General features: G+C 68.8%; 12 protein-coding genes. 7 read left to right on the top strand and 5 right to left on the bottom strand.

Annotated elements, in window-relative coordinates; genetic code table 11:
* The first annotated feature begins 8 nt into the window (after positions 1-8).
* Entirely contained in the window at positions 9-920 is a 912-nt protein-coding gene (locus ACIP94_RS11130) for a rhomboid family intramembrane serine protease (RefSeq protein ID WP_402422760.1), read from the top strand.
* A 304-nt stretch (positions 921-1,224) separates the two neighbouring features.
* Here ACIP94_RS11130 and crgA read toward each other — a convergent pair whose 3' ends face one another.
* Positions 1,225-1,479, bottom strand: coding sequence for a cell division protein CrgA (gene crgA / locus ACIP94_RS11125; protein ID WP_402422757.1), 255 nt, complete (start codon positions 1,477-1,479; stop codon positions 1,225-1,227).
* A gap of 142 nt (positions 1,480-1,621) precedes the next feature.
* On the opposite strand from crgA, the gene ACIP94_RS11120 reads away from it, so the two are divergent.
* The 6 genes from ACIP94_RS11120 (at position 1,622) to ACIP94_RS11095 (ending at position 6,006) form a co-directional block, all read left to right on the top strand.
* Positions 1,622-2,425 carry a DUF881 domain-containing protein gene (locus tag ACIP94_RS11120; RefSeq protein WP_402422754.1) on the top strand — a complete coding sequence of 268 codons (804 nt, stop codon included), beginning with the start codon at positions 1,622-1,624 and terminating at the stop codon, positions 2,423-2,425.
* Between the two features lie 36 nt (positions 2,426-2,461).
* Positions 2,462-3,136 carry a class E sortase gene (locus ACIP94_RS11115; protein ID WP_402422752.1) on the top strand — a complete coding sequence of 225 codons (675 nt, stop codon included), beginning with the start codon at positions 2,462-2,464 and terminating at the stop codon, positions 3,134-3,136.
* Between the two features lie 52 nt (positions 3,137-3,188).
* Entirely contained in the window at positions 3,189-3,350 is a 162-nt protein-coding gene (locus ACIP94_RS11110; protein WP_402422749.1) for a hypothetical protein, read from the top strand.
* Complete coding sequence (locus tag ACIP94_RS11105) at positions 3,347-3,985, top strand: aminodeoxychorismate/anthranilate synthase component II (RefSeq protein WP_402422746.1); 639 nt, start codon at positions 3,347-3,349, stop codon at positions 3,983-3,985. Before ACIP94_RS11110 ends, ACIP94_RS11105 begins: the two co-directional genes overlap by 4 nt.
* Positions 3,982-5,148 (top strand): class E sortase, encoded by a 1,167-nt coding sequence (locus ACIP94_RS11100; RefSeq protein ID WP_402422745.1) that lies wholly within the window; start codon positions 3,982-3,984, stop codon positions 5,146-5,148. Before ACIP94_RS11105 ends, ACIP94_RS11100 begins: the two co-directional genes overlap by 4 nt.
* Before the next feature lie 90 nt (positions 5,149-5,238).
* Entirely contained in the window at positions 5,239-6,006 is a 768-nt protein-coding gene (locus ACIP94_RS11095) for a class E sortase (protein WP_402422742.1), read from the top strand.
* An 80-nt stretch (positions 6,007-6,086) separates the two neighbouring features.
* Here ACIP94_RS11095 and pknB read toward each other — a convergent pair whose 3' ends face one another.
* The 4 genes from pknB to ACIP94_RS11075 form a co-directional block, all read right to left on the bottom strand.
* A complete protein-coding gene (pknB, locus tag ACIP94_RS11090; protein ID WP_402422739.1) occupies positions 6,087-8,063 on the bottom strand; it encodes a Stk1 family PASTA domain-containing Ser/Thr kinase in 1,977 nt (658 codons plus the stop codon).
* A 170-nt stretch (positions 8,064-8,233) separates the two neighbouring features.
* Positions 8,234-9,721: a penicillin-binding transpeptidase domain-containing protein gene (locus tag ACIP94_RS11085; RefSeq protein WP_402422737.1), complete on the bottom strand. Its 1,488-nt coding sequence runs from the start codon at positions 9,719-9,721 to the stop codon at positions 8,234-8,236.
* Positions 9,718-11,154 (bottom strand): FtsW/RodA/SpoVE family cell cycle protein, encoded by a 1,437-nt coding sequence (locus ACIP94_RS11080; protein ID WP_402422734.1) that lies wholly within the window; start codon positions 11,152-11,154, stop codon positions 9,718-9,720. Before ACIP94_RS11080 ends, ACIP94_RS11085 begins: the two co-directional genes overlap by 4 nt.
* A 27-nt stretch (positions 11,155-11,181) precedes the next feature.
* Positions 11,182-12,708 carry a Stp1/IreP family PP2C-type Ser/Thr phosphatase gene (locus ACIP94_RS11075; protein WP_402422731.1) on the bottom strand — a complete coding sequence of 509 codons (1,527 nt, stop codon included), beginning with the start codon at positions 12,706-12,708 and terminating at the stop codon, positions 11,182-11,184.

The raw sequence follows: 12,708 nt of genomic DNA, 5'->3' as shown, positions 1-12,708 counted from the left end.
AGGGGACCATGGGCCAGGCGCCAGGCAGTCCGCAGGACCCGCAGAACCAGGGACCGCACGGAGCCCGGGAGCTGCCGGTCTGCTACCGGCACCCGGACCGCGAGACGGCCATCCGCTGCACCCGCTGCGAGCGGGCCATCTGCCCGGAGTGCATGGTCAGCGCCTCGGTCGGCTTCCAGTGCCCCGAGTGCGTCCGCAGCGGCTCCGGCACGGGCCACGCCCCGGCCGCCTCCCAGCCGCGCACGCTCGCGGGCGGCACCGTCACCGCCGACCCCCGGCTGGTCACCAAGATCCTCATCGGGATCAATCTGCTCGTCTTCGTGCTCCAGCAGGTGCTGGGGGACGTCTTCACCGACCGCTTCGCCCTCATCGGGCAGGCGACGTTCTCCGACGGCGGCCCGCTCCAGGGCGTCGCCGAGGGCCAGTGGTACCGGCTGCTGACGGCGATGTTCCTGCACGCCAACTATGTCCACATCCTGTTCAACATGCTCAGCCTGTGGTGGATCGGCGCCCCCCTGGAGGCGGCTCTCGGCCGCGCCCGTTATCTCGCGCTCTACTTCACCTCCGGGCTGGCCGGCAGCGCGCTCACCTATCTGCTCGCGGCCCCGGTCCAGCCCTCGCTCGGCGCCTCCGGCGCGATCTTCGGCCTCTTCGGCGCCACAGCCGTGCTCATGCGCCGGCTCAGGTACGACATGCGCCCGGTGATCGGTCTTCTGGTGGTCAACCTGATCATCACCTTCGGGTGGGGCAGCATCGCATGGCAGGCCCATATCGGGGGACTCGTCGCCGGTGTGGTGGTCGGCTACGCCATGGTCCACGCCCCGCGCGAGCGGCGGAACCTCGTCCAGTACGGGACGTGTGCGCTGGTGCTGGCAGTCGTGGTCGTGATGGCCCTGGTGAGGACGGCCCAGCTCACCTGAGCGGTGGATCCGCACAGGCCGTAGCCCTAGGTTGTACCCAGCGTTGTCCACAGTCTGTGGCGGATCTTGTGCATGCTGTGGGGAACAGGCGTGCCCCCTGTCACCGACCGGAGTTTTCGCAGGTGGGACAGGGGGCGAACAGATTTACGGAGGCCGGTGATTCCGTCATACCGGCGTCAATGGCTGATGGGTTATCCACAGATCGTCGTTCTTTTTCCACTGGTCGCCGCGCCTGTGGACAAAGGCTGTGGATAACTCGCCGCGAAGCCCTGGGCGAAGCCGGCCACGGAACCTTCCGAGGCCGCTACTTCCACTGTGTGGAGACGCCGAACCCCGCCGCGATGAAGCCGAAGCCCACCACGATGTTCCAGTTGCGCAGAGCGTGGATGGGCAGCGAGCCGTCGGTCACATAGAAGACGACGATCCACGCGAGACCGACGAGGAACATCGCCAGCATGACCGGCGCGACCCAGCCCCGGCTCTCCAGCTTGATGTTCGTGGCCTGCTTGGACGGCGGCGGCGTGTAGCCGGCCTTCTTGCGGATACGTGACTTCGGCACGAGGGTCTCTCCTGTCGATGCGCTGCGTGGCCGCGCAGGGAACGGGGGCGGGCTCCGGGGCAGCGTACAAGGGGACACTGAGCGCTCCCCCGGGCGTCCGTTAGCGTAGTGCTTCCGCGGCGCCGAAGGAGATAAGGGTACGTTGAGCAATAGGGCCGACTCCCCCCAGGCGGGTTCCGGGTCCCCCCAAACGGGGACCACATCCCGCCCTCCGCGCCGGCTGCGGCCCGTGCGCGTGCTCACCGTGGGCGTCTTCGCCCTCGCCGGGCTCCTCTTCTTCACGAGCTTCAACACGGCCAAGGGCACCAACATCCGCACGGACTCCTCGCTGCTGAAGCTCTCCGACCTGATCCACGACCGCAGCCACAAGAACGCCCGTCTCGACGAGACCAACGCGACACTGCGCGATGACGTCGAGAACCTCGCCAAACGGACCGGCGGCGGCAGCAGCAAGGCGGAGGAGGCCAGGCTCGCCGCGCTGGAGAGGAACGCCGGCACCCAGAAGCTCACCGGCAAGGCCGTCACGGTCACCCTCAACGACGCCCCGCCGAACGCCACCGCCAAGCTCCCCGGCTACCCCGAGCCGCAGCCCGACTACCTGGTCATCCACCAGCAGGACCTCCAGGCCGTGGTGAACGCGCTGTGGCAGGGCGGAGCCCGGGGCATCAAGGTCATGGACCAGAGGCTGATCTCCACCAGCGCCGTACGCTGCGTCGGCAACACCCTGATTCTCCAGGGCCGCGTCTACTCGCCCCCGTACAAGATCACCGCGATCGGTGACCCGGACAAGCTCCAGAAGGCGCTGGCCGCCTCGCCCGCGATCCAGAACTACATGGTGTACGTCAACGTCTACGGCCTCGGCTGGCAGGTCACCGAGGACGGAACGGTGACTCTTCCCGGCTACTCGGGCACAGTGGACCTGCACTACGCGAAGCCCGTGGAGTAGGCCCGGGAACGGCTGCCGCCGGGGGGACCTGTGCCGGTGCGTGTGATCGTCAGGACCGTCAGCGAACTGTGCGTCACCGTCGGCGCGCTCATCGTGCTCTTCGTGGTCTACGTCCTGTTCTGGACCGCAGTGCGCGCGGACAGCGCGATGCACGACCAGGTCGACCGGCTGCAACGGCAGTGGTCGAAGGCGACGGCGGTGCCCGGCGGCCCCCCGAGCCCCGGCCGGCCCCCGCCCTACGTCCCCGGCAGGCCGTTCGCCCTCATGTACATCCCGCGGCTCGGTTTCACGTGGAACAAGCCCGTGCTCGAGGACACCGCGGCGGACACCCTCGAGAAGGGACTCGGCCACTACACGGGCACCGCCCAGCTCGGCCGGCAGGGCAACTTCGCGGTCGCCGGGCACCGGCGCACCTACGGCGACCCCTTCAAGGACTTCCCCCGGCTGCGCCCCGGTGACGCCATCGTCCTCACCGACGGAACCACCTGGTTCACGTATCGGATCGACAAAGGCCCTTACAAAACCGTGCCCACGGACGTTGAAGTAATCGACCCTGTGCCACGTAAGTCGGGGTATACGCGTCCGGGACGCTATCTGACGCTGACCACGTGCGATCCGGAATGGGGGCACAGCCATCGTCTGATCGTCTGGGCGCACCTCGATGTCACACAGCCTGTGGACGCAGGGAAACCGACGGCCCTGCGCCGTTAGTCTGGTGGCGTGCGGCGGGAGTCTGGTGCCGTGGTGAGACGGAAGGGACGGCATGTACGGCTGGATCTGGCGGCATCTGCCGGGGAACGCTTGGGTGAAGGCGCTGATGTCGGCCGTGCTGATCCTGGCCGTGGTCTACGTCCTCTTCCAGTACGTCTTCCCCTGGGCCGAACCGCTGCTGCCCTTCAACGATGTGACGGTGGACAACCAGTGAGCGCGCGCATTCTCGTCGTCGACAACTACGACAGCTTCGTCTTCAACCTGGTGCAGTACCTCTACCAGCTCGGCGCCGAGTGCGAGGTGCTGCGCAACGACGAGGTGTCCACCGCCCACGCGCAGGACGGCTTCGACGGCGTGCTGCTGTCGCCCGGGCCCGGCACCCCCGAGGAGGCCGGCGTCTGCGTCGAGATGGTCCGGCACTGCGCCGCGACCGGCGTCCCCGTCTTCGGCGTCTGCCTGGGAATGCAGTCCATGCAGGTGGCCTACGGCGGCGTCGTCGACCGGGCACCGGAACTCCTGCACGGCAAGACCTCCCTGGTCGAGCACGAGGGCAAGGGCGTCTTCGCCGGGCTCCCCTCCCCCTTCACCGCGACCCGCTACCACTCCCTGGCCGCCGAGCCGGCCACGGTGCCGGCCGAGCTGGAGGTCACGGCGCGCACGCACGACGGGATCATCATGGGCCTCAGGCACCGCGAACTCCCGGTCGAGGGTGTGCAGTTCCACCCGGAGTCGGTGCTCACGGAGCACGGCCACCGGATGATGGCCAACTGGCTCGCTGAGTGCGGTGACCGGGAGGCCGTGGCGAGGTCGGCGGGGCTCGCCCCGGTGGTGGGCAGGGCCACGGCGTGACCGCGCTGCGCCCCGAGCGCGACACCGGCGCCTCCTATGGGGACGCCGCAGGCCAGGGACCCTCGTACGGGCAGCAGCCGTACGAGGGCGGTGGCGCGTGGCAGGGGCAGGCGTGGCAGGGAGCGGGGAGGCACGGCGACCCGCGGCCGTACGGGCAGCAGGCACCGCAGCAGGCGCACGACGCGACAGCGGTGCTCCCCCCGTACGAGGAACCCACGGCCGGCCCGTCCCATGCCCCGCCCGTGCCGGTGGACAACGAGACGGTCGCGCTGCGCGCCGTGGACGCCGAGGAGGCTCGGCGGGCCGCGCCCGGGCCCGCCGCCGCGCCGGGAGGCCGTGCCGCGCGCCGCAAGGCGGCCAGGAAGCACGGACGGCGCGGTGGCGGCCCAGGCGGCCCCAGCGGCCCGCAGACGGCCGGAGAAGCCCCTGGGACGGCCCCGGCGGCGCCCCGGTCCCGGATGGAGGCCCGACGCGCCGCACGGGCCCGGAAGCCCGGTGCGGCGGTCGTGGTGAGCCGACTGGTGGGCGAGCTGTTCATCACCACCGGTGTGCTGATGCTGCTGTTCGTGACCTACCAGCTGTGGTGGTCGAATGTGCGGGCGCACCAGGAGGCGGGCAGCGCCGCACAGCACCTCCAGCAGGACTGGGCGAGCGGCAAGCGGGCGCCGGGGGCCTTCGTGCCCGGGCAGGGCTTCGCCATCCTGCACATCCCGAAGCTGGACGTGGTCGCACCGATCGCGGAGGGCACCAGCAAGACCGATGTCCTCGACAAGGGCATGGTCGGCCACTACGGCGAGGGCAGCCTCAAGACGGCCATGCCGGACGCCAAGACGGGCAACTTCGGGCTGGCGGGCCACCGCAACACGCACGGCGAGCCCTTCCGGTACATCAACCGGCTCCAGCCGGGCGACGCGATCGTGGTGGAGACGCAGGACGACTACTTCGTCTACAAGATGACGTCCACCCTGCCGGTGACATCGCCGTCCAACACCAGCGTCCTCGCCCCCATACCCAGGGGCTCGGGCTTCACCAGGCCCGGCCGCTACATCACCCTCACCACCTGCACACCGGAATTCACCAGCACGTACCGGTTGATCGTCTGGGGCAAGATGGTCGAGGAACGGCCGCGCAGCAAGGGCAAGCCGGACGCGCTCATCTCGTAGGGCACGCTACGTTCCACAGGCCTCTTGGCGGGCCGCTCATTCGTAAGGCACGTGGGCGCACGGGCACATGGGACAGACGGGGCAGATGCAGTGGGAGTGACCACCGACCAGGACGAGCAGACCGACGCGCCCGCGCCCGGTCCCGGCTCCCCCTCCGCGCCAAGGCGCCGTGGGTCCGGCCGGATCGCGTTCGCCGTCAGCGTCTTCGGGGAACTCCTCATCACCGCGGGCCTCGTGCTCGGCCTGTTCGTCGTGTACTCGCTGTGGTGGACGAACGTCCTCGCCGACCGCAAGGCGGACCGGCAGGGCGACAAGGTCCGCGACCACTGGGCCGCGGAGAAGGACAGCGGCCCGGGCGCCCTGGACACCAAGGACGGCATCGGCTTCCTGCACGTGCCGGCCATGGACAACGGCGAGGTGCTGGTCGAGAAGGGCACGTCGACGAGCGTCCTCAACGACGGCGTGGCCGGCTACTACACCGACCCGGTCAAGGCGACCCTGCCGATGACGGGAAAGACCGGCAACTTCGCGCTGGCCGCACACCGCGACGGGCACGGGGCGAAGTTCCACAACATCGACAAGCTGAGGAAGGGCGACCCGGTCGTCTTCGAGACGAAGGACGACTGGTACGTCTACAAGGTCTTCGCGATTCTCCCGGAGACCTCGAAGTACAACGTGAAGGTCCTCTCCGCCGTCCCCAAGGAGGCGGGCGTGAAGAAACCGGGCCACTACATCACGCTGACGACCTGCACCCCGGTCTTCACCTCCGAGTACCGCTACATCGTGTGGGGCGAACTGGAACGCGTGGAGAAGGTGGACAGCGAGCGGACGCCGCCGAGGGAACTGCGGGTCGACTGACCGTTCCTCCCGGCCGCGGGATGCCAAAAGGGTCCGGCACTCCATGAGTGCCGGACCCCTGATCGTCGCGCTTGGAGCGGTCAGCCGAAGTTGCCGCCGATGAAGCCGCCGTTGTTCCCGCCGTTGTTGCCATTGCCCTGGCCGGCGGTGACCAGGGTCACCGAGGAGCCCTGCTGGACCGGGGTGCCCGGGTTCGGGTTCGAGCCGATGACGGTGGAGTTGGGGTCCTGGGAGCCGACGATGTTGCCGACCTTGAGACCCGCCTGCGCCAGCGCCTGCTCGGCGTCCTTCAGCTTCTGGCCCTGGATGTTCGGGACCTGGGTCTGCTGGGCCGCCTTGCCGAACTGGATGGTGACCGTGGAGCCCTTCCTGACCGTGCTGCCCGGCTGGGGATCGATCTTGACGACCTTGCCCGCCTGGTTCGGGTCGGTGACGTCCACCTCGACGCAGTTGGCGGTCAGATTGCTGGCCTGCATCTGCTGCTTGGCGGCGTCACAGTTCGCGGCGGTCGTCACATCCGGCACGGTCGTCGTCGCCGGGGCGACCGCAACCGTCAGCGTGACCGTCGAGCCCTTCTCCCTGTCGACATTTCCCTTCGGGTCCTGGTCGGTGACGACGCCCGGGGTCTGGTCGGACTCCTGCGTCTTCCGCTCGACGTGGAAGCCCTTGCCCTCGAGCTGGGACTTCGCCGTGTCGAACTGCACACCCAGGACGTCCGGCACCGTCACCTTCGGGGCGCCCGTCGACACCACCAGGTCGACCGTGGTGCCCTTCTTGACCGACGCCTTGGCGTTCGGGTCCTGGTCGCAGACGTTGCCCTTCGCCTGGTTGTCGCAGGGCTTCCTGGAGACGGTGCCCACCTTGAGGTCGGCATTCGTCGCCAGCTGCCGCGCGTCCTTCAGACTCTGCCCCACGAAGTTGGGCACCTCGACGGAACCGTTGCCCACGCCGCCGCTGAACATCCACTTGCCGATGAGGATCGCTCCGACCAGCACCAGCACACCGGCGACGACCAGCAGGATCGTCGACGTGTTGGACTTCTTCTGGCGGCGGCGGTCCGGGCGGTCGTCGTAGCCGAAGCCGCCGTCGTCCGGGCTCATCGGCGGCAGCATCGTCGTGGCACCGGCACCGGGCTCGGCGCGCAGGGCCGTCGTCGCCCGGTCGTCGTGGTAGCCGCCGTAGCCGACCGAGCCCATCGCCGCCGTCGCCGCGACCGGCTGGCCGTCGAGGCACGCCTCGATGTCCTGGCGCATCTCGTCGGCGGACTGGTAGCGGTAGTCCGGGTCCTTGACCAGCGCCCGCAGCACGATCGCGTCCATCTCAGGCGTGATCTCGGGGTCGAAGACGCTCGGCGGCTGCGGCTCCTCGCGCACATGCTGGTAGGCCACCGCGACCGGGGAGTCGCCCACGAACGGCGGGCGGACCGTCAGCAGCTCGTACAGCAGGCAACCCGTCGAATACAGGTCGGAACGCGCGTCGACCTGCTCGCCCTTGGCCTGCTCCGGCGAGAGGTACTGGGCCGTACCGATGACCGCCGCCGTCTGCGTCATCGTCATGCCGGCATCGCCCATCGCCCGGGCGATACCGAAGTCCATCACCTTGACCTGGCCGTTGCGCGTCAACATGACGTTCGCCGGCTTGATGTCGCGGTGGACGATGCCGTTGCGGTGGGCGTACTCCAGGCCCTGGAGGATGCCGATGGTCATCTCCATGGCCCGCTCCGGCAGCAGCTTGCGGCCGCTGTGAAGAAGCTCACGGAGCGTGGAGCCGTCGACGTACTCCATCACGATGTACGGGATCGAGACCCCGTCGATGTAGTCCTCGCCCGTGTCGTACACCGCGACGATCGCGGGGTGGTTGAGTGAGGCGGCCGACTGGGCCTCCCGGCGGAACCGGGCCTGGAAGGAAGGGTCACGCGCCAGGTCGGCGCGCAGCGTCTTCACTGCCACGGTGCGGCCGAGGCGCGTGTCATGCGCGAGGTAGACCTCCGCCATGCCACCACGGCCGAGCACATGGCCCAGCTCGTACCGGCCGCCGAGGCGACGCGGCTCTTCCATAGCTTCCTACCAGCCCTCTCCGTCGGTCCCGACCACACCCGCGTATGGTCCGGCGGTGTGCTGTCCGGGCATACGCTACCCGGCTCGCTTTGCGTGACCTGGCCACATCCGCCACCCGATACAGGACCGGTATCGCAACGTGCACCGATGTGAAGGGGACGTGACGGGAGTCACTTCTTGCTGTTGATGACCGCCTCCATGACGTTCTTCGCGATCGGGGCGGCAAGGCCGCCACCGGAGATGTCGTCACGGTTGGCGTTGTCGTCCTCGACCACCACGGCCACGGCGACCGGCGAGCTGCCGTCACCGAGCTTGGCGAACGAGATGAACCAGGCGTACGGCTTCTCGCTGTTGTTCAGACCGTGCTGGGCGGTACCGGTCTTGCCGCCCACGGTAACGCCTCCGATCTGAGCGTTCTTGCCCGTGCCGTCCTTGACGACCGTCTCCATCATCGACTGGAGGATCTGGGCGTTCTTCTCGGACAGCGGACGGCTCAGCTCCTGCGGCTGCGTCTGCGTGACCACGTCCAGGCCGGGCGTCTGGAGCTTGTCCACCATGTACGGCTTCATCAGCTTGCCGTCGTCGGCGACCGCCGAGGCGACCATCGCCATCTGCAGCGGGGTCGCGGCCGTCTCGAACTGGCCGATCGAGCTGAGCGCCGTCTGCGGCTTGTCCATGTCCTTGGGGAAGTTGGAGGCGTTGGACCGCACCGGCGTGTACTGCTCCGAGTCGAAGCCGAACTTCTTCGCCTCCTCCAGCATCTTGTCCTTGCCGAGGTCGGCGCCGATCTTGCCGAAGACCGTGTTGCAGGAGAACTGGAGCGCGACCCGCATGGTCGCGTTCTTGCAGGGAATGTTGCCCTCGTTCTTCAGCTCGGTCCTGGTGTTCGGGAGGATGAAGGGCAGCGGGGAGTCGGTGTTCTGGTCCGCGCTGCTGTACAGCCCGTTCTCCAGCGCGGCCGCCGCCGTGACCACCTTGAACGTGGAGCCCGGCGGGTAGGTCTCGCGCAGCGCCCGGTTCAGCATCGGGTCGCTCGGGTCGTTCTTCTTCAGCAGCTTCGTCCACGCCTTGGTGTCGGTGGTCGTGGAGTTGCCCGCGAACGACGACGGGTCGTACGACGGATAGGACGCGAGCGCCAGGATCGCGCCCGTCTGCGGGTCGAGCGCCACGGCCGCGCCCTTGCCGCCGACGTTCTTCAGACCGTCGTAGGCGGCCTTCTGCGCGGCCCCGTTGAGCGTGGTGACCACGTTGCCGCCCTGCTGCTGCTTGCCGGTCAGCATGTTGAGCGTGTTGCGGAAGAACAGCCGGTCGTCGTCGCCGGTGAGGATGCCGTCCTCGATGGACTCCAGCTGTGTGGCACCGAACGCCTGCGACGCGTAGCCGGTGACCGGCGCCCACATCGGGCCGTCCTTGTACGTGCGCTTGTACGCGAAGTCGTTGAAGCTGTTGCTGGACGTCTTCTTCGACCCGGTGATCGGGTTGCCGTCGACGATGATGTCGCCACGGGGCTTGGAGTACCGCGCGATCAGGACCCGGCGGTTGTTCGGGTCCGTGCGCAGCTTGTCGGCCTGGAGGTACTGGAGCCAGTTGTCGCGGACGAGCAGTGCGAGGACAAGGAGCCCGCAGAAGATCGCGATCCGGCGCAGGGGCTTGTTCACGGACGGACCACCTGGGTCATCTCGGCGTCGGGGTTCGGGGCGGGGGACGGGGCCGGACGGCGCGCGGTGTCGCTGATCCGCAGCAGAATGCCGATCAGCCCCCAGTTGGCGATGACGGAGGAACCGCCGTACGCCAGGAACGGCATCGTCATACCGGTCAGCGGGATGAGGCCCATCACACCGCCGGCGACCACGAACACCTGGAGCGCGAAGGCGCCGGACAGGCCCACCGCGAGCAGCTTGCCGAACGGGTCGCGGGCGGCGAGGGCGGTGCGCACGCCGCGCTCCACGATCAGGCCGTAGATCAGCAGGAGCGCCATGATGCCGGCCAGGCCCAGCTCCTCGCCGAAGGTCGCGAGGATGAAGTCGGAGTTGGCCGCGAACCGGATGAGATCGGAGTGACCCTGGCCGAGGCCGGTGCCGAGGGTGCCGCCGGAGCCGAACGCCCACAGCGCCTGCATGGCCTGCTCGGAGTGGCCGGCGACGCCCTGCCGGGAGAGCGCGTACTCCTTCACCGGGTCCAGCCACGCCTGGACACGCTGCTGCACATGCGGTTCGAACGACGCCACACCGACCGCGCCGGCCGCGGACATCAGCAGACCGAAGACGATCCAGCTCGTCCGCTCGGTGGCGACGTACAGCATGACGACGAACATTCCGAAGAACAGCAGCGACGTGCCGAGGTCGGTCTCGAAGACCAGGATGAGGATCGAGATCGCCCACACGACCAGGATCGGGCCGAGGTCGCGGCCGCGCGGCAGGTACAGGCCCATGAAGCGGCGGCTGGCCAGGGCGAGCGCGTCCCGCTTCACCATCAGGTAGCCGGCGAAGAAGACCGCCAGCACGATCTTCGCGAACTCACCGGGCTGGATGCTGAAGCTGCCGACGTGGATCCAGATCTTCGCGCCGTAGATGTTGGCCCCGAGACCCGGGATCAGCGGCAGCAGCAGCAGGACCAGCGCGCCCACCATGGAGATGTAGGTGTAGCGCTGAAGGACCCGGTGGTCCTTCAGGAAGATCAGTACGACGACGAAGAGGGCGATGCCCATCGCGGTGTACAGCAGCTGGCGGGGCGCCGCGGTGCCGGCCTGCTTGATGGCCTGGAGCAGCTTCGACTGGTCCAGCCGCCAGATGACGACCAGGCCGAGCCCGTTCAGCAGCGTCGCGAGCGGCAGCAGCAACGGATCCGCGTACGGGGCGAACTTCCGTACGACCAGATGGCCCACCCCGGCCAGCAGGCCGAGGCCGAGGCCGTAGCTCAGCAGGCCGGGCGGCACCTTGTCGTTGATGGCGAGGCCCACGTTGGCGTAGGCGAACACCGGAATGACGACGGCGAAGACCAGCAGCGCCAGTTCGGTGTTGCGGCGGCTCGGCGCGCCGATCGCGCCGATCGTGGACGTGTGATGTGTCGTCGTGTTCGTACTGCTGCTCATGGTGTGACAGGGCCCCTCACGGCTTGCTTACTGCTTACCGCACAGTGAGACGACCTTCTGCTCTTCCTCCGAGAGGCTGGGGCCGGGTGTGGGAGTGGGTGCGGTCGGTGTCTTGGTCGTCGGCGCCGAGGACGTCGGGGTCGGCGAGGCCTTGGACGTCGGTGAGGCCTTTGTGGTTCCCGTGACGCCCCCGGTCCGGCCCTCGCCGGTCTTCGCGCCGGGCCGGCCTGCGCTCTCCTGGCGCTCGCTCTCCTTGCGGCACGCGGACGCCTGCACCGACAGCTCGGAGATCTTCGACTGGGCCGCCGTGAGACCGCCCTCGGCGATGGTCGCCCGGATCTGCTTCTGCTGATACGGCGGCAGGTACTTGAGTTCGATCTCGGGGTGGTCCTTCTGCACCTTCGACAGCGACACCCAGGCGAGGTCCTGGCTGAGACCGCGGTAGAGCGCCACATGCTCGCCGTTGGCGCCGACGTAGTACTGCGTCTGCGTCCACTGGTAGGCGCCGTAGCAGCCGCCGCCGATCACGCCGAGCACGAGAGCCGTGTAGAAGGATCTCTTCAGCCACCTACGGCCCTTGCGCGGCTTGACGAAGTCCTCGTCGGTGTAGTCGCCGAAGCCGCCGCCCGGGACGTAGCCGGTGGTGTCACCGCTGCCGGGCGGGCCGAACTCGCCCCCGCCGCCCTGACCGGGCACCTGCCGGCCGAGACCGGCGGCGCGGCCCGCGGGCGTCTGCATGATGCCGTTGTCGTGCAGATGATGCTGGTTCTCGGCGACCGCGCCCACCACGACCGGGGTGTCGGACAGCTGCCCGGCGAGGGTGTCCCCGGTGTCCAGGTCGAGGACGTCGGCCACGATGACCGTGATGTTGTCGGGGCCGCCCCCGCGCAGCGCCAGCTGGATCAGCTCCTGCACGGTCTCCTGCGGGCCCTGGTAGCTGGCGAGGGTCTCCTCCATCGTCTGATGGGAGACCACCCCGGACAGCCCGTCGGAGCAGATCAGATAGCGGTCGCCCGCGCGTACCTCACGGATGGACAGGTCAGGTTCGACGTGGTCGCCACTGCCCAGCGCGCGCATCAGCAGGGAGCGCTGCGGGTGGGTGGTGGCCTCCTCCTCCGTGATGCGGCCCTCGTCGACGAGCCGCTGCACCCAGGTGTGGTCCTGGGTGATCTGCGTCAGGACGCCGTCCCGCAGCAGATACGCGCGCGAGTCGCCGACGTGCACGAGCCCGAGCCGCTGACCGGTCCACAGCAGGGCGGTGAGCGTGGTCCCCATGCCCTCCAGCTGGGGGTCCTCCTCCACCATCGCCCGCAGCTGGTCGTTGGCGCGCTGCACCGCCGAGCCGAGCGAGGTGAGGATGTCCGAGCCGGGGATGTCGTCGTCGAGCGCGACGATCGTGGAGATCACCTCGGAGGAGGCGACCTCGCCGGCGGCCTGGCCGCCCATCCCGTCGGCGATCGCGAGCAGGCGCGGACCGGCGTAACCGGAGTCCTCGTTGCCCTCGCGGATCATGCCTTTGTGCGATCCGGCGGCGAAGCGCAGTGACAGACTCAT

This window comes from Streptomyces sp. NPDC093261 (genome assembly GCF_044753645.1).
In the GTDB taxonomy this organism is placed as follows: Bacteria; Actinomycetota; Actinomycetes; order Streptomycetales; family Streptomycetaceae; genus Streptomyces.
The sequence above is the reverse complement of the archived record's forward strand: the minus strand, read 5'-3'. Positions and strand labels throughout refer to the sequence as shown.

Coding starts and splice junctions, on each gene's coding strand:
- ACIP94_RS11130 (WP_402422760.1), top strand. CDS start 9: ATGGGCCAGGCGCCAGGCAGTCCGCAGGACCCGCAGAACCAGGGACCG.
- ACIP94_RS11110 (WP_402422749.1), top strand. CDS start 3,189: ATGTACGGCTGGATCTGGCGGCATCTGCCGGGGAACGCTTGGGTGAAG.
- pknB (WP_402422739.1), bottom strand. CDS start 8,063: ATGGAAGAGCCGCGTCGCCTCGGCGGCCGGTACGAGCTGGGCCATGTG.
- ACIP94_RS11080 (WP_402422734.1), bottom strand. CDS start 11,154: ATGAGCAGCAGTACGAACACGACGACACATCACACGTCCACGATCGGC.
- ACIP94_RS11075 (WP_402422731.1), bottom strand. CDS start 12,708: ATGAGTCTGTCACTGCGCTTCGCCGCCGGATCGCACAAAGGCATGATC.